The organism is Actinomycetospora sp. (assembly GCF_055612215.1).
The window spans coordinates 1-22,187 of the sequence record NZ_JBVPVA010000151.1 but is presented as its reverse complement, the minus strand read 5'-3'; the positions used below and the strand labels follow the sequence as shown (position 1 = coordinate 22,187).

Sequence of the window (22,187 nt, the reverse complement as noted above, 5' to 3'; positions counted from 1 at the left end):
CCGGCTCCCCCACCGAGGCCTGCACCGTCCAGGTGGCCGACGGCCCACGTTCGAGGACCGCCACCGAGGCGAACCCGAACGCCTCCCGGACCCGCTCGAGGAGCTTGGGCAGCGGGTCGGAGCGGGTGAGGATGACCCGCGCGAAGGAGGCCAGCAACGTGGCCTCGGTGCGGGCCTGGGCCGCCTGGACCGCGCGCCGGTCGGCGCGCGCGACCACGAGCGCGACCAGCACGGCCACGAGCACCATCGCCACGACGGCGACGACGTTCTCCGGCGACGCGATCGCGAACGTGTACAGCGGCGGGGTGAGCAGGTAGTTGAGCAGTCCCCCGCCGAGCAGGGCGGCGAGCAGCGCGGGCCCGAGGCCGCCGACCAGGGCCACAACCACCGTGGCCAGGAGGAAGACCGCGACGTCGGTGGGCAGGCCCACCAGGTCCCGGCCGACCACGCCGAGCGCGGCCGCCAGCACCGGCGCGAGCACGGCCAGCGGCCAGCCGAGCACCCGGCGGCTGCGCGGCAGGTGGACCCGGCGGACCCCCGGGCTGCTGCCCGGCCCGCCGCCCCGGACCGCGCTGCCCGCGTAGTCGTGGGTCACCAGGTGCACGTCGATGGAGCCCGAGGCCGCCGTCGCGCGGGCGCCGATGCCGGGGTCGAGCAGCCGGGCCCACCGCGAGCGCCGCGAGGTCCCGAGCACCAGCTGGGTGGCGTTGGCGCCGCGGGCGAACTCGAGCAGCGTCGACGGGACGTCGTCGCCGACCAGGGTGTGGAACGAGGCGCCGACGCTGTCGGCCAGCCGGCGCAGTTCGGCGCCGGAGACGGTGTCGCGGCCGCCCGGGGCCGTGCTGCCCAGCCCGTCGCCGCGCAGGACGTGCACGGCGAGCAGGTCGGCGGCGTTCGCGCGCTGCGCGATCCGGGCCGCCCGGCGCATCACCGTCGCGCTCTCCGGTCCCCCGGTCACCGCGACCACGACCCGCTCGCGGGCCTCCCACACCTCGTCGATGTGGGCCTCGGTGCGGTAGCGCTGCAGGGCGACGTCGACCTGGTCGGCCACCCACAGCAGCGCGAGCTCCCGCAGCGCGATGAGGTTGCCGGTGCGGAAGTAGTTCGACAACGACGCGTCGATCTTGTCGGCCCGGTAGATGTTGCCGTGGGCCATCCGCCGGCGCAGGGCCTCCGGGGTGATGTCGACGAGCTCGAGCTGGTCGGCCGCGCGCACCACGGCGTCGGGGATCGCCTCGCGCTGCCGGGCGCCGGTGATGCGCTCGACGACGTCGCCGAGGGACTCCAGGTGCTGGACGTTGACCGTCGAGATCACGTCGATCCCGGCCGCGAGGATGTCCTCGACGTCCTGCCACCGCTTCTCGTGCCGGCTGCCCGGGGCGTTGGTGTGCGCGAGCTCGTCGACCAGCACCACCTCTGGGGCGCGGGCGAGGACCGCGTCGACGTCGAGCTCGGTGAGCTCGGTGCCGCGGTGCGCCACGCGCCGGCGCGGCACCACCTCGAGGCCCTCGAGCAGCCCCGCGGTCCGGGCGCGGCCGTGGGTCTCCACCAGCCCGACGACGACGTCGGTCCCGCGCTCGAGGCGGCGGTGCGCCTCGCAGAGCATGGCGTAGGTCTTCCCGACGCCGGGTGCCGCGCCCAGGTGGATGCGCAGCTCTCCCCGTCGCGGCTCGGTGACCTCGTCCATGTCCGCCATCCTGCTCCGATCCGCGCCGGTCAGCGGATACCCGGCGCCGCGGCCCGCAGGGCGGCGTCGAGGTCGGGGACGTCCACGCCGGGCTCGCCGAACACGCCCAGCGAGCGGCCGTCGGTCGCCGCCTCGACCAGGGCCCGCACCCGCTCGACCGGCAGTCCGGTCACCCGGGCCACCCGCGGGACCTGCAGCGCCGCGTAGGCCGGGCTGATGTCCGGGTCGAGCCCCGATCCGGACGCGGTGACCGCGTCGGCCGGGACCGCCTGCGGGGCGACACCCTCGCGCGCGGCGATCGCGGAGCGCCGGGCGTCGACGGCCTTGACGAGGTCGTCGTTGTCCATGGCCTTGTTGGATCCGCCGGAGGTGGACGGGTCGGCCGGGCCGAGGCCGTCGTCGGCGGTGGCCGACGCGCTCGGGCGGGTGTGGAACCACGGGTCGGCGGCGGGGTTGGCCGGCGTCGGGTCGATGCCGATCAGCGAGGACCCGGTGGGGGCCCCGGGGGCGCCGATCAGCGACCCCTCGGCGGGCCCGGACAGGCCGGGCAGTCGGGAGACGACGTAGATGCCCAGCGGATAGAGCCCGCCGAGCAGCACCGTCAGCACGAGCAGCAGGCGCAGCGCGGCAGCCGTCTGGCGGCCGAGCATCGATGGGCGCAGCGCCGGGGTGCTGCGGTCGGCGGCGCGGTCGGTGGAGTGGTCCGCGGGCGTGGACACGGTGGCGGTCATGGTCACCCGATCCCCGGGACGAGCCGGACGAGGAGGTCGATGAGGAAGATCCCGACGAAGGGCACGACGACGCCGCCGAGCCCGTAGACCAGCAGGTTGCGGCGCAGCAGCGAGTCGGCGGAGCTGGGGCGGAAGCGCACCCCGCGCAGGGCCAGCGGGATGAGCGCGACGATCACCAGGGCGTTGAAGACGACCGCCGAGAGGATCGCGCTCCGGGGGGTGGCGAGGTGCATGACGTTCAGGGCCCCGAGCTGCGGGTAGATCGCCAGGAACATCGCGGGCAGGATCGCGAAGTACTTCGCCAGGTCGTTGGCCAGCGAGAACGTCGTGAGGGCCCCGCGGGTGATGAGCATCTGCTTGCCCACCTCGACCACCCCGATGAGCTTGGTGGGGTCCGAGTCGAGGTCGACCATGTTGCCGGCCTCCTTCGCGGCCGCCGTCCCGGAGTTCATGGCCACCCCGACGTCGGCCTGCGCGAGGGCGGGCGCGTCGTTGGTGCCGTCCCCGGTCATGGCGACCAGCCGCCCGCCGGACTGCTCGCGGCGGATCAGCTCGAGCTTGTCCTCCGGCGTGGCCTCGGCGAGGAAGTCGTCGACCCCGGACTCCTCGGCGATCGCGCGGGCCGTCAGCGGGTTGTCGCCCGTGATCATGACGGTGCGGATGCCCATGGTGCGCAGCTCGGCGAAGCGCTCGGCGATCCCGGGCTTCACCACGTCGGTGAGCTCGATGATCCCCTGGACGCCGGCGCGGTCGGCCACGGCGAGCGGGGTGCCGCCGCGCTGGGATACCTCCGAGGCGATGCCGCGCAGCTCCTCCTCGGCGCCGGACCCGCCGGCCCACCCCAGCACCGCGGAGACCGCGCCCTTGCGGACCTCGCGCCCGCCCAGGTCGATGCCCGACATGCGGGTCTGGGCGGAGAACGGCACGAACTCGGCGACGGCCTCGTCGGCGGTGGCGTCCGGCTCCAGCCCGAACTCCGAGGCGCAGAGGTCGACGACCGACCGGCCCTCGGGGGTGGTGTCGGCCAGGCTCGAGAGCCGCGCGGCGCTCGCCAGGTCGGCCGCGTCGACACCGCGGAGGGGGTGCAGCCGCGTCGCGCGCCGGTTGCCGTAGGTGATGGTGCCGGTCTTGTCGAGCAGCAGCGTCGACACGTCGCCCGCGGCCTCCACCGCGCGTCCCGACGTGGCGAGCACGTTGCGCTGCACGAGGCGGTCCATCCCGGCGATGCCGATCGCGGAGAGCAGCGCGCCGATGGTCGTCGGGATCAGGCAGACGAGCAGCGCGACCAGGACGACCAGGGACTGCTGCTGCCCGGAGTAGCCGGCCATCGGCTGCAGCGCGACCACCGCGAGCAGGAACACGATCGTCAGCGCCGCGAGCAGGATCGTCAGCGCGATCTCGTTCGGCGTCTTCTGCCGCTGGGCGCCCTCGACCAGGGCGATCATGCGGTCGACGAACGACTCCCCCGGCTTCGTCGTGATGCGCACGACGATCCGGTCGGAGAGCACCGTCGTGCCGCCGGTGACCGAGGAGAAGTCGCCCCCCGACTCGCGGACGACCGGGGCGGACTCGCCGGTGATCGCGGACTCGTCGACCGTCGCGATGCCCTCGACGATCTCGCCGTCGCCGGGGATGACCTCGCCGGCGGCCACCACGACGCGGTCGCCGATCCGCAGCGCCGTCGCGGCGACCTCCTCCTCGTCGTCACCGCCGTCCACGAGCCGGCGGGCCGGCGTGTCGGTCCGGGTGCGCCGCAGGGCGTCGGCCTGGGCGCGGCCGCGGCCCTCGGCCACGGCCTCCGCGAGGTTCGCGAAGACCACGGTGAACCACAGCCACACCGCGACCAGCCAGGCGAACACGCTCGGGGCGACGATCGCCGAGACGGTCACGACGACGGACCCGATCCACACCACGAACATGACCGGGTTGCGCAGCTGGACCCGGGGGTCGAGCTTGCGCAGCGCCTCGGGCAGCGACTCCCAGAGCTGGGAGGGCCGGAAGGCCCCCGCGCCCACGACGCGGCCGGTGCGCTCGGCGTGGACCTGCTCGGTCGTCGCGGGCGCGTGGGTGGTGGCCGTCATGACAGTCCCTCCGCGAGCGGGCTCAGGGCGAGCGCCGGGAAGAAGGTGATCGCCGCGACCAGCACGACCGTGCCGGCGACGAGCACCGTGAACAGGGGTGTGCCGGTGGCCAGCGTCCCGGGGCCGGGCTCGACGCGGGGCTGTCGCCCGAGCGAGCCGGCGAGCGCGAGCACCGCGAGGATGGGCACGAACCGGCCGAGCAGCATGCACACGCCCAGGGCCGTCTGGAAGAACCCGTCGGTCACGGTCAGCCCACCGAACGCGCTGCCGTTGTTGTTGGTGGCCGACGCGAAGGCGTAGAAGACCTCGGAGAGGCCGTGGGCGCCGCTGTTGCCCAGGGCGTCGCCGGTGGAGGGCAGGGCCACCGCGAGCCCGGTGCCGAGCAGCACGAGCGCGGGCATGGCGAGCACGACGACGGCCGCGCAGGTCACCTCCCGGCGCCCGATCTTCTTGCCCAGGTACTCCGGGGTCCGCCCGACCATGAGGCCGGCGAGGAAGACGGCGACCACCGCGATCACGAGGATCGAGTAGAGCCCGGTGCCGACCCCGCCCGGCGTCATCTCGCTGAACAGCATGTTGAGCAGCGCGCCGCCCCCGCCGAACGCGGAGAAGCTGTCGTGCAGCGAGTTGACCGCCCCGGTGGAGGTCCCTGTCGTCGAGTCCGCGAACAGCGCCGAGGACGGGATACCGAAGCGCACCTCCTTGCCCTCGAGGTTCGCGCCGGCCGCGACCGCGGCCGGGCCCGTCGGGTGCGCCTCCGCGACCCAGATGACCGCGAGCATCAGACCCCACAGCGAGGCCATCACGCCGAGCAGCGTGACGCCCTGCCGCACCGACCCGACCATGCGCCCGAACGTGCGCGTCAGGGCCACCGGGACGAGCAGCAGGAAGAAGATCTCGAGGAAGTCGGTGAGACCGGTCGGGTTCTCGAACGGGTGCGCCGAGTTGGCGTTGAGGATGCCGCCGCCGTTCGTGCCCAGCTCCTTGATCGACTCCTGGGAGGCGACCGGCGCGAGCGCGATCGTCGACGCCTTCCCGTCGGGCCCGGTGACCGCGATGCCCGCCTTCAGGCTCATGACGGTGCCGAGCGCGACGAGGACGATCGCGCCGACCGCCGCGAGGGGCAGCAGGATCCGCACGCAGCCGCGGGTGATGTCGACCCAGGCGTTGCCGAGCCGGTCCGAGCCGGACCGCACGAAGCCGCGCACGACGGCGACCGCGATCGCCAGACCGACCGCCGCGGACAGGAAGTTCTGCACGGTGAGCCCGGCCATCGCCACGAAGTGGCCCATGGTCGTCTCGGGCACGTAGGACTGCCAGTTCGTGTTGGTCACGAACGAGACCGCGGTGTTGAACGCGACCGCGGGCGGGACGGCGCCCCGCCCGAGGTCGGCGCCGAGCACCGCCTGCAGGCGCTGCAGCAGGTAGAGCAGCACGACGCCGACGAACGAGAACGCGAGCACCGCCACCGCGTAGGTGGTCCAGCGCTGCTCGGAGTCGGGGTCGACGCGGACGAGGCGGTAGATCCCGCGCTCGACCCGCCAGTGGCGGGCGTCGGTGAAGACGAGGGCCATCCAGTCCCCCAGCGGCCGCCACGCCACCGCGAGGGCCAGCAGGAGCACGGCGAGCTGGACCAGGCCGGCGGTCGTCGCGCTCATCAGAACCGCTCCGGGCGCACGAGGGCGACCAGCAGGTAGATCAGCAGGCCGAGCGAGAGCAGGCCGCCGACCACGTCCGCCGCGATCACAACCGGTCCAGTCCGCGCACCGTGAGCAGCAGGACCGCGAACACCGCGATCAGCACGCCCGCGAACAGCAGGTCCTCCACGACCGACACTCCCCACGTCCGACGCTGCCCGGACCACCCGGGCGCCGTCGCCGATCGTGGACTCGGCGGAACGTGGCGGGGTCGACGTTGACGGGTCGTTGACGCGGGGCTGCGCACTTCTACGGCCCGTTGACGGGGCGGGTGGCGGAGACCACGCCCGGGCCGGTCCCGGGCGTGGTCCCTCGGCGCGTCAGCCGGTGTAGCCCGGCGCCGCGAGCACCTCGGCGATCGCCGCGTCGACGAAGGCGATGTCCTCGGGGTTCTGGCCGCCGCCCGCGAAGTGGCCCCACACCCCGGGGATCACCCGCACCTCGCCCTGGGGGATGAACTGCGAGGCCCACTGCTCGTCCTCGGGCGGGAAGTACAGGTCCTTCTCGGCCGGCATCGCGAGCAGGGGGCACCGGATCGAGCGCAGCGCCGCCTCGGTGTCCCCGCCGAACCCAGGGGTGTTCCCGACGTCGCCGGTGTGCCAGGTGCGGATCATCGCCAGGAGGTTGTCCGGGTCCCGCCCGTCGCGGAAGAAGTTCTCCCAGAACCCGTACAGGAAGTCGTCGAGGGAGGTGAAGCCGAGGGTCCGCCACTCCTCACGCCAGTAGAACGCCTGCGAGAAGCCCCAGCCCGAGTAGATCCGGGCGAACGCGCGCAGGCCCTTCACCGGGGGACGGTCGGGCGGGTAGTCGCCGTCGGCCCACGCCGCGTCGGCGGTCAGCGCCGTCGCCAGCGACTCGAGGAAGACCTGGTTGTGGGGGGCGGTCACGCTCGACCCGCAGAAGGGCACCGCGCGCTGCACCATCTCGGGGTGGGCCACCGCCCACTGGTAGGTCTGCCCGGCACCCATCGACCACCCGGTGACCAGCGGCAGCGTCGTGATCCCGAAGTGCTCGGTGATCAGGCGGTACTGGCACTCCACCTGGTCGGCGAACGTCACCAACGGGAACCGCGCGCGGTCGTAGGGGGCGGGGGCGTTCGACGGCGAGGTCGAGAGCCCGTTGCCGAGCATGTTCGGGACGATCACGAACCACTCGTCGGGGTTGAGCGCCTTGTCGGGGCCGATCAGCCACTCGTTGTCGGTGTGCCACCCGGAGTACCAGGTGGGGTACATGATCGCGTTGCTCTTGTCGGCGTTGAGCGTGCCGTAGGTCTGGTAGGCGAGCCGGGCGCCGCGCAGCGTCGCGCCGCAGGCCAGGGTCACATCCCCGAGGTCGAAGTACTGGGCGTCGGTCGGCGGGGGCATGACGGACCTCCTGGTGTGGGCGGGGTCCGAGCACACCACGCCCGCGCCCCGCGGGAGAAGGCGTGGACGCCGGGCGCCCCGAGCCGCCAGAGTGTGGCCATGACCGACGTGATCGGGACGACGGGCGAGGCCACCCGGTACGACTTCGGCGGCGACGAGTTCGTCTACGTCGAGATCTCCGCGGAGATGAGCCTGCCGGCGCACTTCGCCTCGCTCGCGATCACCCGACGCCTGCGTGAGGAGGCCATCCCCGGCGTCGAGGAGATCTGCCCCTCCAACGCGTCCTACATGGTCCGCGTCGACCCCGACCGCGTGCACCCCCGCGACCTGGTCCGCGAGCTGCAGCGCATCGAGTCCGACGTCGGGTCGGCCGCGTCCTCGGACCCCGACTTCGTGGTCGACACCCGCATCGTCGACGTGCCGATCATGTTCGCCGACCCGTGGACCCACGAGGTCCTCATGCGCTTCCGGGACCGGCACCAGGACCCGTCGGGCACCGACCTCGACTACGGCGCCCGGATCAACGGCTACGACTCCGCAGAGTCCTTCATCGACGCCCTCGCCGGGTCGCCGTACCTGGTCACGATGATGGGGTTCGTGCCCGGGCTGCCGTGGTGCTTCCAGCTCGTGCCCCGCGAGCGCCAGGTCGAGGTGCCCAAGTACGTGCGGCCCCGCACCGAGACCCCGGAGCGGGCCTTCGGCTTCGGCGGCGCCTTCGCCGTGATCTACCCCGTCAAGGGCGCGGGCGGCTACCAGCTCTTCGGCTCCGCCCCCGCCCCGATCTTCGACGGCGCCGAGGAGCAGCCCGACTTCGCCGAGAACGACTCGGCGGTCTTCTTCCGCCACGGCGACCTGATCAACTTCCGGCGGATCGACCGGGAGGAGTACGACGAGGTCCGCGGCGTCGTCGAGGCGAAGCGGTGGCGCTACCGCACCCGGCCGGTGCAGTTCTCCCCGAGCCGCTGGCTCGCCGACCCCGACGGCACCAACGCCGCCCTGCTGGAGGTGCTGGACCGGTGAGCATCATCGTGCGCGACCCCGGCCTCGAGACCACCGTGCAGGACACCGGGCGCCTCGGGCACTACGCGATCGGCTTCCCGCCCTCCGGCGCGCTGGACTCCTACGCCTACCACGTCGGGAACGCCCTGGTCGGGAACGCGCCGGGCGCCGCCGCGCTGGAGGCGGTCTACCTCGGGCCGACGCTGGAGTTCACCGCCGACTCCGTCGTCGCCGTCACCGGCGCCGACATCCCGGTGACGCTCGACGGCGAGGCGGTCCCGACGTGGGAGTCGCTGGCCGTGCGCGCCGGGCAGACGCTCGCCTTCGGGCAGCTCGCCGCCGGCGCCCGGCCCTACGTCGCCGTGGCCGGCGGCATCGACGTCCCCACCTACTACGGCAGCCGGTCGACGTACACGCTCGTCGGGATCGGGGGCTTCGAGGGCCGGGCGCTCGCCGACGGCGACGAGCTGGCGCTCGGGCAGGACGCCGTCGACCCCCGGGCCGGGCGCCGCGTCGACGACGCCGACATCCCGGTGCACCCGACGACGGCCGAGCTGCGCCTGATGGTCGGGCTGCACAGCTACCGGCTGACCCCCGACTCGCTCGACCGGTTCACCTCCACGGCGTGGAAGGTCACCCCGGACGCCAACCGCGTCGGCTACCGCTACCGCGGCGCCGAGCTCGAGTTCGTGCCCCGCGAGCAGCCGTTCGGAGCCGGGAGCGACCCGGCCAACGTCACCGACTGCGGCTACCCCGTCGGCTCGGTGCAGGTGCCCGGCGGCGTCGAGCCGATCGTGCTGCTGCAGGACGCGGTGACCGGCGGCGGGTACGCCACCCTCGGCACGGTCGTCAGCGTCGACCGCGACCGCCTCGCCCAGACCAAGACCGGCGACCACACCCGCTTCGTGCCCGTCGACCTCGACGAGGCGCTGCGCATCCGTCACGACCGGGCCGCGCAGCTCGACCGCGTCCGCAGCTCCCTCGCCTGATCCCGTCACCGCAGCGACCGACCAGGAGGACCCCAGTGGCCAGTCACGTGATCTCCGCCCGCACCCCCGGGGTCTTCTACCGCCGGCCCACCCCGGACGCCGAGCCCTACGTCGCCGACGGCGCCTCGGTGGCCGAGGGCGACACGGTCGGGCTCATCGAGGTGATGAAGACCTACCGGGAGGTGAAGGCCGACGTCTCCGGCACCGTCTCGAAGTGGCTGGTGGACAACGAGGACGAGGTGACGATCGGCCAGGACCTGCTGGAACTGGACACGTGAGCCTCTCGACGGTCCTCGTCGCCAACCGCGGCGAGATCGCGCTGCGCATCGTGCGCGCGTGCCGGGAGCTCGGGCTGCGCTCGGTCGCGGTCTACTCCGACGCCGACGCGGACGCCGCCCACGTACGGCACGCCGACCACGCCGTGCACATCGGGAAGTCCTCGGCGACGAAGAGCTACCTGGATCCCGACGCCGTCCTGGCGGCGGCCCGGTCGTCCGGGGCCGACGCGGTGCACCCCGGATACGGGTTCCTCTCCGAGCGGGCCGCCTTCGCACGGGCCGTCACCGACGCCGGTCTGGTGTGGGTCGGTCCCCCGGCCGGCGTCATCGAGCGCATGGGCGACAAGGCCGCCGCCCGCGCCGTCGCGTCACGGGCCGGGGTGCCGGTGGTGCCCGGCAGCGACGAGCTCGCCGATGCCGAGGACGCCGTCGCGGCCGCGGGCCGGATCGGCTACCCGGTCCTGGTCAAGGCCGCCGCCGGGGGCGGTGGCCGCGGCATCCGCCCGGCGTCGTCGGACGAGGAGCTGCGCCGTGTGGTGGTGGAGGCGCAGCGCGAGGCGGCCTCGGCCTTCGGCTCCGACGTGGTCTACCTCGAGCGGGCCCTCCAGCACCCCAAGCACATCGAGGTCCAGGTGCTGGCCGACACCCACGGCGGCGTCGTGCACTGCTTCGAGCGGGACTGCTCGATGCAGCGCCGTCGCCAGAAGGTGCTCGAGGAGGCGCCCGCGCCCGGCCTGGATCCCGACGTGCGGACGGCCATGTGCGACGCGGCCGTGGCGCTGGCCCGCGAGACCGGCTACGTCGGCGCGGGGACCGTGGAGTTCCTGCTCGACCCGCCGTCGGGGGAGTTCTTCTTCATCGAGATGAACACCCGGATCCAGGTCGAGCACCCGATCACCGAGCTCGTGACCGGCCTCGACCTCGTGGCCCTGCAGCTGCGGGTCGCCGACGGCGAGGCCCTGCCGATGGCGCAGGACGAGATCGTGTGCCGTGGCGCGGCGCTGGAGTTCCGCGTCAACGCCGAGGACCCGGCCGACGATTTCCTCCCCTCCCCCGGCGAGGTCACCGCGCTCGAGCTGCCCGGTGGGCCCGGGGTGCGCGTGGACACCGCGCTCGCCGCCGGCGACGTCATCCCGCCGTTCTACGACTCGATGGTCGCCAAGCTGTGCGTGTGGGCGCCCGACCGGGACGCGGCGCTGGCGCGCGGCCGCCGGGCGCTCGCCGAGTACCGGGTCGAGGGCGTCCCGACGACGATCCCGCTGCACCGGCGCCTGCTCGACGACCCCACGGTGATCTCGGGCGAGTACGACATCACGTTCCTCGAGGACTTCGCCCTGTGAACGGCACCGGAGGGACGAGGACCGGAGGCCGCTAGGCCAGACAGGTGCGCGTGAGCAGGTCCGCGAGCCAGCGCCGGAACGCCTCGGTCGACCACCCCTCCTCGTGGACCAGCCGGTAGTACGCGTCCGGCGGGACCGCGAACAGCATGTCGGCCAGCACCTGCTCCGGGCAGCGCAGGGTGGCCTTGGCGGCGAGGTCCGCGGCGATGCCCGCGGTGCCGGTACGACGCTGCTGCCGGAAGTCGGCCCACAGGGCGGCGGCGTCCTCGTCGAGCGCGGCGGCCGCCTCCATCGCGCGCAGGAGCGGGACGACGCGCCGCAGCATCCAGCAGATGTTGCGCGTGTGGAGGTCCATCGAGCGCTCCGGATCCGGCTCGTCGAGGGCCTCGGTGAACCACGGACGCTCGGCGACCGGGCGCGGCTCGTCGTCCCCGGCCATCGCCCGGTCGACCACGGCCTTGAGGATCAGCGGCTTGGGGCCGACCGCCGTGAACACGGTGGGCCTGGCCACCCCGGCCTCCGCGGCGATCTCGGCGATGGAGGTCGCGAGGTACCCCTTGGCGGCGAACAGCCGTTCCGCGGCCGCACAGATCAGTTGCGGTGCGTCGCCGCGTCGGATCGTCGATCGGTACTCGCGCCTCTTGACGGTCGCCACAGCGGGAATCATACTCCAAGTCCATTCGAATAGACTCCGAGTCTAACTCACGGTGGTGATGTCGGTGACCGAGACCGAGCAGTTCCTCGCGACGATGAGCGAGCGGATCACCGAGGCGGAGACCGCGTTGCACCAGGGGGACGCGACGCTCCGGCTGGGGATGTGGTCGCGCAGCGAGCCGCTGACGCTGTTCGGCGCGGCGACCTCCGGAGCCGGATGGGCGGAGCTCGAGCCGATCTTCGAGGGCCTCGGACGGCAGTTCTCGGACTGCACGTCCTATCGCAACGAGATCGTCGCGGCCGAGGCCCGCGGCGACCTGGCCTACATCGTCGCGCTCGAGCACGTCACGGCCTCGATCAACGGCGCCGAGCCGAACGCCTACGTGCTGCGGGCCACGACGGTCCTCCGACGCGAGGTCGGCGAGTGGAAGTTCGTGCACCGGCACGGCGACGCCCTGACCGTCGAGTCCGGCGCGCTGGTCCGTCGGCTGGCGGGCGCGGACCCGGGACCGGAGCACTCCGACCGTCGGACGACCCCCGCCTCGAGCACCCCGGACGCGCGGCCCCGGCCGTCGGCGGCACCCGGGACCGACCTCGACAACTTCCTCGCGACGGCTCTGCCACGCCAGGTCGACACCGAGTTCGCCTGGCACCAGGGCGATCTCGACGCCCGGCTGGCGTCCTGGTCCGACCGGGAGCCGGTGACCCTGTTCGGCGGGGGCGGCGCCTGCCGGTCCGGCAGCGACGAGGTGCGGCGGCTGTTCCGCCGCGCGGTGACGGAGATCGTCCCGTGCCGGTCCCTGGACTACGATCTCCTGGCGGCCGGCGTCGACGACGCGCTGGCCTACACCGTGGGCTACGAGCACGTCTCCTTCCCCCCGGGCCCGGTTCCTGACTACACCCTCCGCGTCACGTACCTGCACCGCCGGGAGGGCGGCGAGTGGAAGATCGTCCACCGCCACGGCGACCACCTGCAGCACCCGGGTGCGCGCTCCTACCGCTGCCGGCTCACCCGGACAACAGTGCCCGAGCGTCCTCCCACAGCTGCGCGGTGACCTGCCCCGCGGGTTCGGGTCGCGCGAGGCGGGCGGACTGCCCCGCCCACTGGTTCACCGCGTCGACGCCGGGCCCGGAGCCCTCCGCGTCCGCCCGACCGCGGCGCCACTGGGCCACCAGCCGGCGCTGCACGGGGTACCGGGCCGGAGGCGTGTCCGACGCCGACCACGCCTCGACGAACGGGGTCGACAGGGCCCGGCCCGGCCGCCCCGAGTAGGCCCGCGTGAGCACCGAGGTCTCCGGGGCCGCCGCCGCGAGGCCGTCGGCCCACCCCTGCGCGATGCCCGCCTCGGGTGCGCGCAGGTACGCCGTCCCCACCTGCACCGCGCTGGCCCCCAGGACCAGCGCCGCGGCCACCGTGCGGCCGTCCGCGATCCCGCCCGTGGCCACCACCGGGACCGTCAACGCGTCGGCCAGCTGCGGGACCAGCGCCAGCAGCCCGACGCCCGTCCGCTCGGCCGCGTCGGGCTCGAACGTCCCCCGGTGCCCGCCCGCCTCGATGCCCTGGGCGACCACCGCGTCGGCGCCGGCGCGCTCGGCGACCAGCGCCTCCTCCAGGGTCGTCGCACACGCGAACCAGGCGATGCCCGCGGCGTGGATCCGTTCGACCATCGCCGGCGCGAACACACCCATGATCGAGGAGATGGCCGTGGGTGCGGCCGCCAGGAGCTCCTCGCACTGCTCGTCGAACGACGGCGGTGCCCCGCCGGGCTCGCCCGGGGCACCGAACCGCTCGAGGACCCGGCGGGCCGCCGCCTCGCCGCCGTCGCCGTGCGGGGGCGCGTCGGGGATCCACAGGTTCATCTGGAACGCCCGCGACGACCCCTCGCGGAACCGCCGGACCCAGTCCCGGATCGCGGCCGGCTGGTCGAGGACGAATCCGCCCGCGCCCATGCCGCCGGCCTCGGCGACCGCGATCGCGAGCTCCGGCGGGCACGCACCCGCCATCGGTGCCTGGACGATCGGCACGTCGAGTCCGTACCGCTCGCAGAACCCGGCGACCCGTGCCGCCACCGTCATGTCCGTCCTCCTCCACCCGGCACCGCCACCCCGAGCTCACGAGCGGGTCACCGCCAGGTTCACGTGTCGGTGCCCCGGCGTCCGGGCAACCAATCCCCACGTTGCGCCGGGGCGATCGGGTCCTCACCGCCCGCCGGTCCCCCACAGGGCGCTCGTCGAGACAGCGGGACGGGCGGGGCCGGGGACACGATCCCGCGCTCGGTCGGACATCCGCCCCCGGGACGGCATGGCCTTCCTCGACCGCAGATGCACCACCCGACGACCCGTCGTGCGCCTGGCCGCCGCGGCGGCCCTGATCGCGGGGGCGTGCGGCGCGACCGGTGCCGTGTCACCGCTCCCTCCGCCGCTGCCCCCGCCCGGGGTCCCCGCGCCGGCGCCCACGGGACCCGGCGTCACCGCGCCCCCTCTCCTGCTCCCGGCCGGTGGTCCGGCGGTGCCCCTTCCCGTCGCCGGTCCGATGGAGCCCTGGGACAGCATCGCGCGCTGCGAGACCGGTGGCGACTGGCACGCCGACACCGGCAACGGCTACCAGGGCGGGCTGCAGCTCAGCCCCCGCACGTGGACCTCACACGGCGGCGGCGCGTTCGCCCCGCGGGCCGATCAGGCGAGCCGCGAGGCGCAGATCCTCGTCGGTGACCGGGTGCGGGCCGAGCAGGGCTGGCAGGCCTGGTCGGGCTGCGCCGGCGAGATCCCGCCGAGGTGACCGACCCCGGTCACCGCGGCGGACGCCGCTCCACCCCGAGCTCGTCGAAGCGCCGCACGATGGCCTGACAGACGTCGACGGCGTTGGGCCGGTCGCCGTGCAGGCAGATCGTGTCGACCTCGACGTCCAGGCGCGTCCCGGAGTTGGAGGTCACGTGGCCCTCGAGCAGGTCGACGGCCTGCTGCGCGACGGCCTCCGGGTCCTTCGCCTGCGGGTCGGGCTCGACGATGATGCGCCCGTCGTCGTCGTACTCGAGGTCGGCGAAGCCCTCGCGCACGACCCTCGCCCCGAGCGACGACGCCAGGTCCGCGGTCGGCCCGGCCAGCCAGAAGATCCGCAGGTCCGGGTCGAGGCGCATCACGGCCTCGGTGATCGCGGTGGTGATCGCGTCGTCGGTCAGGGCCATCCCGTAGAGCGCGCCGTGCGGCTTGACGTGCACCACCTCGGCGCCCTCGGCCCGGGCCGTCGCCTGCAGCGCGCCGACCTGGTAGAGCACGATCTGGGCGGCCTCGTCCGGGCGCAGCGCCATCCGCCGCCGCCCGAAGCCCACCAGGTCGGGCAGGCCCGGGTGCGCCCCGATCGCGGTCCCGGTGCGCGCCGCGGTCCGCACCGACTCCCGCATCGTCACCGGGTCGCTGGCGTGGAACCCGCAGGCCACGTTCACCGAGGTCACGTGGGCCATGAGGTCGGCGTCGTGGCCGAGCTTCCACCGGCCCAGGCTCTCGCCGGCGTCCGCGTTGAGGTCGACGAGGGTCTGCACGGGAGGACCTCCGGGGTCGAGGGTCGTGAGTCCGCCCATCGCACCAGACCGCGCCGGACACTTCTACGGCGTCCTGTGCCTCGGCACGTGCAGGGTGGGCCGGTAGACGAGCTCCTGGATGCCGCCGTCGAGCGTGTGGTGCTCGAGCAGCTCGAGGTCGAAGTCGTCCGCACCGCCGAGGACCGGGTCGGTCCCGCTCCGGCCCGTGACCACGGGGAAGACGGTCACCTGGAGACGGTCGACCAGCCCGGCCGCCATCAGGGCCCAGTTCAGCGACAGGCTGCCGTGCGAGCGCAACGGCACGTCGGACTCCTCCTTGAGCCGCCCGACGACCTCGACGGCGTCCCCGTCCCGGACGGTCACGTCCGGCCAGTCCAGGGGCCCCGCCAGCGTCGACGACACCACCGTCGCGGGCATGGAACGCATCCGGGTCACCCAGGGGTCACGCACATCGGAATCCTCGGTGCTCTCGGCGAGCATCGCCACGAACTGCCGGAACGTGGTGGCCCCGAAGACCATCCGCTGCTCGGTCGCGAACGAGGCGAGACGGTGCTTGAGCAGCTCGGGGCCCTGTTTGCCCCAGTAGCCGCCCCAGTCCCCGTCGCCCCCGTAGGAGCCGTAGCCGTCGAGGCTGGAGAAGACGTCGAACGTGTAGGTGGCGGTCACGGGAACCTCCGGAGGGTGTGCGACCGGCCCGTCGCCGGTCTCTCACCCTGACCACGAACGCACCCGCCGCCGATCGACACCGGCAGCCGGGAATCCTCGCCGCAGGTCGGCACGTCCGGGGCGGCGCCGGTCGGACCGGCGCCGCCCCGGCGCGCGTCAGCCGGCGGCGTCGACCAAGGTCGTCGCCAGCCGCGTGCTCTCGATGTCGTAGACCGAGTTCGAGGCGATCGCGCTGTCGCGGTACATCCCCATCTTCCAGTAGGAGAACTGCGACGACGTCGTGGAGGCCGTCACCGCGGTGTCGGTCGAGGCCGCCGGCTCCTTCGGGGTGTCCTTCGGCTGGGGCGTCTTCGCCTGCGCCGCCTTCTGGGCCTTGGCCTGGGTGGCGCTGGCCTTCGTCTTCTTCGCCGTCGGGTAGAGCGTGCCGCTGGCCGGGTGGTAGCCGGTGAGGACCTGGGTCCCGCCGACCCAGGCGTCGATGCTGCCCAGCGAGGGGTTCGAGGAGAAGTGGATGTGCAGGACGACCTTCATCGGGCTCCCGGTGGCGGCCGGGGCGAGGGTCTGGGTCCAGTACTTGCTGCCCGCGGGTCCGGTCGGGTAGCCGTACCCGCCGTCGAGGATGAGGTTCCCGTGGCCGATCTTGAGCTCGACCGGCGGGGACCCGGTGTCGGAGTTCTTCCACTGGGTGATGACCTGCCAGCTGGGCTCGGCCACCGGGAAGGTCGCGGGCAGGGTGAAGGTGTCACCGAAGTAGTAGTCCGCGCCCTCGGTGAAGTTGACGACGTTGGGCTCGATCTCCGACCGCGTCCCCCCGGCGTTCACGGTGAACCGGGCCGCCTTCGCCGGGGGGTTCACGGTGCTCGTCACGAGCGTCGGCGCGGACGCCCCGACGTTGTTCCAGGGCGTGGACTTGAAGTTGTTGAACGCGCTGTTGGTGAAGTCCGACTGCCACACCAGACCGGCCGCCTGCGCGGCGCCGGTCCACGAGACCAGGGCCGCCAGCACGGCCAGGACGACGACCGCCGCGCGTCGATGTCGAGCACGTCCCACGTGTTCCTCCTCCATCAGGCGGCGTGGCGACCCGGCGTGAGGACATGGCGAGAACCCGCACCCTCATCACCCGTTCGTCGCAACGGCACGGTCGTGCCCGACGCCGCAGTGTGAGAGTGGTCGGCTCGAGCACCGCAACCGTTACAGGGCTGTAGAAGTCGGAGGCTCTGGAGATCTCCGCCACGGCCCGGGACGATGCGGGCATGGCCGGGCCCGTCGTCGTGGAGAACGTGTTCGACCCCGCGGTGTTCGCCCGCGGCGTCCCCCACGCGGCGCTGCGCCGGCTGCGCGACGAGGCACCGGTGACGTGGCAGGACGAGCACGCGGTCGGCGAGTGGCCCGCGGGCCCCGGGTTCTGGGCGGTGACCCGGTACGACGACGTGCGCCGGGTCCTGCGCACGCCCGAGGTCTTCAGCTCGTTCCACGGCGCGACCCAGATCCGCGATCCCGAGCCCGAGGACCTGCCGTTCGTCCGCCGGATGATCCTCAACATGGACCCGCCGGGGCACCAGCGGCTCCGCCGGCTCGTCACCTCCGCCTTCACGCGCCGCCGCCTCGACCGCTTCGCCGACGACGTCGCCGCGCGGGCGCGCGGGCTGCTCCAGACCGTCGCGGGCGACCGCGCCGCCGACCTGCCGCGGCAGGTGACCGACGACTTCCCGCTCGCCAACCTCGCCGAGCTCATGGGGGTCCCGGCCGCCGACCGGCACCTGCTGCTCGAGTGGACCAACCGCGTCATCGGCTACCAGGACCCCGAGCACGCGCAGGTCGTGCGCGACGAGCGCGGCCGGCCGGTGAACCCGCGCTCGCCGGCGATGCTCGCCGAGATGTTCGCGTACGCGGGCGAGCTGGCCGAGCACAAGCGCCGGCACCCGGCCGACGACGTCATGACCGCCCTCGTGCAGGCCCGGGTCGACGGGGAGTCCCTCGACGACGCCGAACTGCAGATGTTCTTCTTCCTGCTCACGATCGCCGGCAACGACACCGTGCGCTCCGCCCTGCCCGGCGGGGTCCTGGCGCTGGTCGAGCACCCCGAGCAGTACCGGCGCCTGCGCGAGGACCCCGGGGTCGTGCCGGGCGCCCTCGAGGAGATGCTGCGGTGGCACCCCCCGGTGCTGACCTTCCGCCGCACCGCGGCGCGGGACACCACGCTGCGCGGGGTGGAGATCGCGGCCGGCGACAAGGTCGTCGTCTACCACGTGTCCGCGCACCGCGACGAGCGCCACTTCGCCGACCCGTTCCGCTTCGACGTCGACCGCACCCCGAACGACCACCTCGCGTTCGGCCAGGGCCCGCACCTCTGCCTCGGCGCCCACTTCGCGCGCCTGCAGATGCGGGCGTTCTTCACCGCGTTCACCGAGGTGCTGCCCCCGGTCGAGCTCGACGGGGCCCCGCGCCGCCTGACCTCGAACTTCATCAACGGGATCACGAGCCTGCCGCTGCGCTGGTAGACGCTCCTCCGGGCGCACCTTGACCCGGCCGGGCCCGGACGGCCACCGTGACTCCGACGTCCCCGGGGGGCAACGATGCGCACCACGACCGACGAGCCGTCCCGCCACGACGCGGCCCAGATGCGGCGGGTGCTCGGCGCGAGCCTCGTCGGCACGACCATCGAGTGGTACGACTTCTTCATCTACGCCTCGGCGGCGAGCCTGGTGTTCGGGAAGCTCTTCTTCTCCGCGCTCGGGCCCGCCGCCGGTCTGCTCGCCTCGTTCGCGACCATCGGCGTGAGCTTCGTGGTGCGCCCGTTGGGCGGGATCCTCGCCGGGCACCTCGGTGACCGGTTCGGTCGCAAGGGCGTCCTGATCGTGACCCTGCTCCTCATGGGTGTCTCGACCGTCGGCGTCGGGCTGCTGCCCACCTACGCCACGATCGGGGTCGCCGCGCCGATCCTGCTGGTGGTGCTGCGCCTGCTGCAGGGCGTGTCCGCCGGGGGCGAGTGGGGCGGGGCCGCCCTGATGTCGGTGGAGCACGCCCCGCACGGGCGCCGCGGCTGGTACGGCTCGTTCCCCCAGCTCGGGGTACCGATCGGGCTGCTGCTCGCCAACCTGGTGTTCTTCGCGATCGCCGGGACGACCACCGACGCCCAGTTCCTCGCGTGGGGCTGGCGCATCCCCTTCCTCGTCAGCGTCGTGCTCATCGCCGTCGGCTTCGTCATCCGCTCCCGGGTCGCCGAGACCCCGGTCTTCGACGAGCTGCGCCGGCGCCGCGCCCGCCGATCCGCACCGCTCGGGGAGCTGCTGCGCCACCACCGCCGTCAGCTCGTCGTCGCCATCGGCCTGTTCGTGGCCAACACGGCGGTCGGCTACATCCTGATCGCCTTCATCACGTCCTACGGCACCCGCACGCTCGGGGTCTCCAGCGCCACGATGCTGCTCGTCGGCATGGTCGGGGCGGTGTCCTGGGGCGTGTTCACGATGATCGCGGGGCGCTGGTCGGACCGCGTCGGCCGGCGCCGCTCCTACCTGGTCGGCACGATCGCGCTGCTGGTGTGGCCGTTCCCCTTCTTCCTGCTGCTCGACACCGCCTCGCTGCCGCTCATGCTGCTCGCGGTCGTGGGGCTCGGCGTCGGGCTCGGGCTGACCTACGGCCAGCAGGCGGCCACCTACGCGGAGATGTTCCCCGCCGCCGTCCGCTACAGCGGCGTGTCCTTCGCCTACGCGTTCGGGGCGGTCCTCGGCGGGGCGTTCGCACCCCTGCTGTCCGCCTGGCTGATCGACGTCACCGGGACGTCCCTGTCGGTGTCCGCCTACATGACCGTGCTGGGTCTGCTGACGCTGGCCGCGGTGCTCGCGCTGCGCGAGCGGCCGGCGGCCGAGCGCGACGACTTCGTGGACGGCCACGACGCCCACCACGACGAGGCCGAGCAGCGCGACCGCGCCGCCCGCTGAAGGAGACCCGTGCCGTACTACCGACGCGCCGGCGAGGTGCCGGCCAAGCGCCACACGCAGTTCCGCACCCCCACGGGTGGGCTCTACTACGAGGAGCTCATGGGCGAGGAGGGGTTCTCCTCGGACTCGTCGCTGCTCTACCACCGCGGCGTGCCCTCGGCCATCGTCGACGCGACCCCGTGGGAGCTGCCCGACCAGGCCACGACCGAGAACACGCCCCTGCTGCCCCGCCACCTCGCGCTGCACACGCTGTTCCCGGGCGAGGAGTACAAGCGCGCCGACGTCGTCACCGGCCGGCGCCTCGTGCTGGGCAACGGCGACGTCCGCATCTCCTACGTCGCCGCGGGCGAGACCAGCCCGCTCTACCGCAACGCCCTCGGGGACGAGTGCGTGTACGTCGAGGCCGGCGCGGGGGTCCTCGAGACCCTCTTCGGGCCGCTGGAGGTCCGCGAGGGCGACTACGTGGTCATCCCGCGGGCGGTCACCCACCGCTGGCTGCCCGCCGGCACCGAGCCGCTGCGCTGCTACGTCATCGAGGCCGAGTCCCACATCGCCCCGCCCCCGCGCTACCTCTCCCGCTACGGCCAGCTGCTCGAGCACGCCCCGTACTCCCAGCGCGACTTCAGGGGCCCGTCCGAGCTCGAGACCTACGATGAGCCGGGGGAGTGGCGACTGACGGTTCGGGTGCGCCACGGCCTTCAGGAGTTCGTGCTCGATCGCCATCCCTTCGACGTGGTCGGGTGGGACGGCTATGTGTGGCCCTACGCCTTCAACGCGATGGACTTCGAGCCCCGCGCGGGGCGCTTTCACCTACCCCCACCATCGCATCAGACCTTCCAGGGCCCTGGGTTCGTGCTGTGCACGTTCGCGCCGCGGCTGCTGGACTGGGATCCCGAGGCGGTCCCGCTTCCCTACCACCACTCGAACATCCAGTCCGAGGAGGTCATGTTCTACGCCGAGGGCGACTATCGCGCGCGCAAGGGCGTGGAGGTGGGGTGCGTGACGCTGCACCCCTCGGGCCTGCCCCACGGCCCCCAGCCCGGGGCGGTCGAGAAGGCGCTGGGCGCCAAGCGCACCGACGAGCTGGCGGTGATGTGGGACACCTTCCGCCCGCTGTCGCTCACCTCGCTGTGGAAGGCAGGCGATCGGCCCGAGTACGCCTACTCGTGGAATCCCGAGCGCTGGGACGCGGTTCGCGGCGGCTCAAGCGACGGCCGGGGTTCGTCGGAGGAAAGCGAGACCGTGATCACGGGGCCATCGGCGTAGGGGCCGTCGGGGGCTGGGCGCTCGGGCGGCGCTCGGCAGGGTGCGCCAGGGCGCTCCGGCTCGGTTGGGTCGGGTGGTGTGAGTCTTGAGGCTGGTCGAAAAAACGACGACCCAGAGCACCTTTTGCGACCAGCCTCTGGGCCGGGCCCCGCCTCTCGCCTACCGGAGATACAAAGCGCGGACGATGTTGTACATCCGCTGTGAGGTCTGGTGGTAGGAGGGGCAGCACGGCGGGCCGCCGGGGACGCTTATCCCGATCTCCAGGTGCGGAGCCGACGAGTAGCCCACATGGCCGCAGCCGACGTCGGCGATCGGCTCGCCCGCGTGAACGTGCGCCCCTACGGGCACGAGCGCGGGCTTGGCGTGACCGTAATAGATGTAGCGGCCGGCGTAGCGCCCATGCGCGACCTTGATCACCGGCGCGTAGCGGCCGAAGCCGGAGATGCCCTCCTGCACGACCTTGCCCGCCGTGATCGCACGCTCGACCATTTTCGAGCCGCAGGCGTTGTTGAGCGTGCCGATGTCCACGCCCTGATCCTGGGTCCAGGCGCTCGGCGGCAGCACGTGGATGCGCGGTGAGATCGGAAACACCCAGCCTGCGGGCGCCGCGGAGGCCGGCGAGCCGTCGGCGGGGGCCGGAACTGCCTGGGCGGCCGCGGGAAGGATCGCCATGATCGCCGTGGCGGCGGTGAGGGCCCGGAATGTCGCCTTGTGACGTCGCATGCCGCCTCAGCGGCTCGGTTGTGCTGGAAATTGGCGCCTACGGGGTTAGCTGTCGGGCTCGCGCCGATGGCGCTTCCTGCGGAACACCGCTGGGTTCGCCCCAACTTCTTGGGTCCCTCGCTCCCCGACCGCAGGGTCAGGGATTCGGCGTGGTTATCAACACCAAAAGGACCACAGAGTTTCGCTCAGTGACCGATTGCCGCCTGGTACGCTCGCTGGCCGGTTGGCGCCG

The 22,187-nt window shown here is 73.3% G+C and carries 21 protein-coding genes and 1 riboswitch; of the genes, 9 read left to right on the top strand and 12 right to left on the bottom strand.

Going from position 1 to position 22,187, the window contains the following annotated elements; all coding sequences use genetic code 11:
• The 6 genes from AC0CYZ_RS04300 to AC0CYZ_RS04275 all read right to left on the bottom strand — a co-directional run.
• Positions 1 to 1,687, bottom strand: a 1,687-nt coding sequence (locus AC0CYZ_RS04300) for a DUF4118 domain-containing protein (protein ID WP_472212681.1), incomplete at its 3' end; no start/stop codon positions are given.
• 29 nt (positions 1,688 to 1,716) lie between these two features.
• Positions 1,717 to 2,337: a potassium-transporting ATPase subunit C gene (locus tag AC0CYZ_RS04295; protein WP_472212683.1), complete on the bottom strand. Its 621-nt coding sequence runs from the start codon at positions 2,335 to 2,337 to the stop codon at positions 1,717 to 1,719.
• An 83-nt stretch (positions 2,338 to 2,420) separates the two neighbouring features.
• The gene (kdpB, locus tag AC0CYZ_RS04290; RefSeq protein WP_472212679.1) at positions 2,421 to 4,499 is read right to left on the bottom strand and encodes a potassium-transporting ATPase subunit KdpB; all 2,079 of its coding nucleotides are present in this window, start codon (positions 4,497 to 4,499) and stop codon (positions 2,421 to 2,423) included.
• Positions 4,496 to 6,157: a potassium-transporting ATPase subunit KdpA gene (gene kdpA / locus AC0CYZ_RS04285; protein WP_472212677.1), complete on the bottom strand. Its 1,662-nt coding sequence runs from the start codon at positions 6,155 to 6,157 to the stop codon at positions 4,496 to 4,498. The genes kdpB and kdpA overlap by 4 nt, the downstream gene beginning before the upstream one ends.
• Entirely contained in the window at positions 6,157 to 6,246 is a 90-nt protein-coding gene (gene kdpF, locus AC0CYZ_RS04280) for a K(+)-transporting ATPase subunit F (RefSeq protein ID WP_472212675.1), read from the bottom strand. Before kdpF ends, kdpA begins: the two co-directional genes overlap by 1 nt.
• A gap of 270 nt (positions 6,247 to 6,516) precedes the next feature.
• Positions 6,517 to 7,560: an alpha/beta fold hydrolase gene (locus AC0CYZ_RS04275; protein WP_472212674.1), complete on the bottom strand. Its 1,044-nt coding sequence runs from the start codon at positions 7,558 to 7,560 to the stop codon at positions 6,517 to 6,519.
• A 99-nt stretch (positions 7,561 to 7,659) separates the two neighbouring features.
• Here AC0CYZ_RS04275 and AC0CYZ_RS04270 point away from each other — a divergent pair, with 99 nt between their 5' ends.
• Genes AC0CYZ_RS04270 through AC0CYZ_RS04255 form a run of 4 tightly spaced genes read left to right on the top strand, consistent with a single transcriptional unit; the run spans position 7,660 to position 11,166 of the window.
• Positions 7,660 to 8,580, top strand: coding sequence for a 5-oxoprolinase subunit B family protein (locus AC0CYZ_RS04270; protein WP_472212672.1), 921 nt, complete (start codon positions 7,660 to 7,662; stop codon positions 8,578 to 8,580).
• A complete protein-coding gene (locus tag AC0CYZ_RS04265) occupies positions 8,577 to 9,548 on the top strand; it encodes a 5-oxoprolinase subunit C family protein (protein WP_472212670.1) in 972 nt (323 codons plus the stop codon). Before AC0CYZ_RS04270 ends, AC0CYZ_RS04265 begins: the two co-directional genes overlap by 4 nt.
• A gap of 35 nt (positions 9,549 to 9,583) precedes the next feature.
• Entirely contained in the window at positions 9,584 to 9,826 is a 243-nt protein-coding gene (locus AC0CYZ_RS04260) for an acetyl-CoA carboxylase (protein ID WP_472212668.1), read from the top strand.
• Complete coding sequence (locus tag AC0CYZ_RS04255; RefSeq protein ID WP_472212666.1) at positions 9,823 to 11,166, top strand: acetyl-CoA carboxylase biotin carboxylase subunit; 1,344 nt, start codon at positions 9,823 to 9,825, stop codon at positions 11,164 to 11,166. Before AC0CYZ_RS04260 ends, AC0CYZ_RS04255 begins: the two co-directional genes overlap by 4 nt.
• A gap of 31 nt (positions 11,167 to 11,197) precedes the next feature.
• Here AC0CYZ_RS04255 and AC0CYZ_RS04250 read toward each other — a convergent pair whose 3' ends face one another.
• On the bottom strand, positions 11,198 to 11,821 hold the full coding sequence (locus AC0CYZ_RS04250) for a TetR/AcrR family transcriptional regulator (protein WP_472212664.1): 624 nt from the start codon (positions 11,819 to 11,821) through the stop codon (positions 11,198 to 11,200).
• A gap of 64 nt (positions 11,822 to 11,885) precedes the next feature.
• Here AC0CYZ_RS04250 and AC0CYZ_RS04245 point away from each other — a divergent pair, with 64 nt between their 5' ends.
• Positions 11,886 to 12,875, top strand: coding sequence for a nuclear transport factor 2 family protein (locus AC0CYZ_RS04245; RefSeq protein ID WP_472212662.1), 990 nt, complete (start codon positions 11,886 to 11,888; stop codon positions 12,873 to 12,875).
• Here the strand turns inward: AC0CYZ_RS04245 and AC0CYZ_RS04240 are convergent.
• The gene (locus AC0CYZ_RS04240) at positions 12,829 to 13,896 is read right to left on the bottom strand and encodes an NAD(P)H-dependent flavin oxidoreductase (RefSeq protein WP_472212660.1); all 1,068 of its coding nucleotides are present in this window, start codon (positions 13,894 to 13,896) and stop codon (positions 12,829 to 12,831) included. The genes AC0CYZ_RS04245 and AC0CYZ_RS04240 overlap by 47 nt on opposite strands.
• A 433-nt stretch (positions 13,897 to 14,329) precedes the next feature.
• On the opposite strand from AC0CYZ_RS04240, the gene AC0CYZ_RS04235 reads away from it, so the two are divergent.
• On the top strand, positions 14,330 to 14,599 hold the full coding sequence (locus AC0CYZ_RS04235; protein ID WP_472212658.1) for a transglycosylase family protein: 270 nt from the start codon (positions 14,330 to 14,332) through the stop codon (positions 14,597 to 14,599).
• 10 nt (positions 14,600 to 14,609) lie between these two features.
• On the opposite strand, the gene AC0CYZ_RS04230 is transcribed toward AC0CYZ_RS04235, so the two are convergent.
• The 3 genes from AC0CYZ_RS04230 to AC0CYZ_RS04220 form a co-directional block, all read right to left on the bottom strand.
• Positions 14,610 to 15,359 (bottom strand): LamB/YcsF family protein, encoded by a 750-nt coding sequence (locus AC0CYZ_RS04230; protein WP_472212656.1) that lies wholly within the window; start codon positions 15,357 to 15,359, stop codon positions 14,610 to 14,612.
• 63 nt (positions 15,360 to 15,422) lie between these two features.
• A complete protein-coding gene (locus AC0CYZ_RS04225; RefSeq protein ID WP_472212654.1) occupies positions 15,423 to 16,025 on the bottom strand; it encodes a dihydrofolate reductase family protein in 603 nt (200 codons plus the stop codon).
• A 156-nt stretch (positions 16,026 to 16,181) separates the two neighbouring features.
• Positions 16,182 to 17,075, bottom strand: coding sequence for a heparin lyase I family protein (locus AC0CYZ_RS04220; protein ID WP_472212652.1), 894 nt, complete (start codon positions 17,073 to 17,075; stop codon positions 16,182 to 16,184).
• A 203-nt stretch (positions 17,076 to 17,278) separates the two neighbouring features.
• On the opposite strand from AC0CYZ_RS04220, the gene AC0CYZ_RS04215 reads away from it, so the two are divergent.
• The 3 genes from AC0CYZ_RS04215 to AC0CYZ_RS04205 all read left to right on the top strand — a co-directional run bounded on the left by AC0CYZ_RS04215 (position 17,279) and on the right by AC0CYZ_RS04205 (position 21,232).
• Positions 17,279 to 18,526: a cytochrome P450 gene (locus AC0CYZ_RS04215; protein ID WP_472212650.1), complete on the top strand. Its 1,248-nt coding sequence runs from the start codon at positions 17,279 to 17,281 to the stop codon at positions 18,524 to 18,526.
• A 75-nt stretch (positions 18,527 to 18,601) separates the two neighbouring features.
• Positions 18,602 to 19,966, top strand: a complete 1,365-nt coding sequence (locus AC0CYZ_RS04210; RefSeq protein WP_472212648.1) for an MFS transporter — start codon at positions 18,602 to 18,604, stop codon at positions 19,964 to 19,966.
• A gap of 9 nt (positions 19,967 to 19,975) precedes the next feature.
• On the top strand, positions 19,976 to 21,232 hold the full coding sequence (locus tag AC0CYZ_RS04205) for a cupin domain-containing protein (protein ID WP_472212646.1): 1,257 nt from the start codon (positions 19,976 to 19,978) through the stop codon (positions 21,230 to 21,232).
• Positions 21,233 to 21,391: 159 nt separating this feature from the next.
• Here the strand turns inward: AC0CYZ_RS04205 and AC0CYZ_RS04200 are convergent, their stop codons facing one another.
• The gene (locus AC0CYZ_RS04200) at positions 21,392 to 21,955 is read right to left on the bottom strand and encodes a M23 family metallopeptidase (RefSeq protein ID WP_472212644.1); all 564 of its coding nucleotides are present in this window, start codon (positions 21,953 to 21,955) and stop codon (positions 21,392 to 21,394) included.
• An 18-nt stretch (positions 21,956 to 21,973) separates the two neighbouring features.
• A riboswitch (cyclic di-AMP (ydaO/yuaA leader) is annotated at positions 21,974 to 22,115 on the bottom strand.
• Between the last annotated feature and the right edge of the window lie 72 nt (positions 22,116 to 22,187).

What these genes read in the sequence shown, in the direction of transcription:
- AC0CYZ_RS04215 (WP_472212650.1), top strand. Translation starts at nt 17,279, where the DNA reads ATGGCCGGGCCCGTCGTCGTGGAGAACGTGTTCGACCCCGCGGTGTTC.
- AC0CYZ_RS04275 (WP_472212674.1), bottom strand. Translation starts at nt 7,560, where the DNA reads ATGCCCCCGCCGACCGACGCCCAGTACTTCGACCTCGGGGATGTGACC.
- AC0CYZ_RS04210 (WP_472212648.1), top strand. Translation starts at nt 18,602, where the DNA reads ATGCGCACCACGACCGACGAGCCGTCCCGCCACGACGCGGCCCAGATG.
- kdpB (WP_472212679.1), bottom strand. Translation starts at nt 4,499, where the DNA reads ATGACGGCCACCACCCACGCGCCCGCGACGACCGAGCAGGTCCACGCC.
- AC0CYZ_RS04240 (WP_472212660.1), bottom strand. Translation starts at nt 13,896, where the DNA reads ATGACGGTGGCGGCACGGGTCGCCGGGTTCTGCGAGCGGTACGGACTC.
- AC0CYZ_RS04200 (WP_472212644.1), bottom strand. Translation starts at nt 21,955, where the DNA reads ATGCGACGTCACAAGGCGACATTCCGGGCCCTCACCGCCGCCACGGCG.
- AC0CYZ_RS04295 (WP_472212683.1), bottom strand. Translation starts at nt 2,337, where the DNA reads ATGCTCGGCCGCCAGACGGCTGCCGCGCTGCGCCTGCTGCTCGTGCTG.
- kdpA (WP_472212677.1), bottom strand. Translation starts at nt 6,157, where the DNA reads ATGAGCGCGACGACCGCCGGCCTGGTCCAGCTCGCCGTGCTCCTGCTG.
- AC0CYZ_RS04270 (WP_472212672.1), top strand. Translation starts at nt 7,660, where the DNA reads ATGACCGACGTGATCGGGACGACGGGCGAGGCCACCCGGTACGACTTC.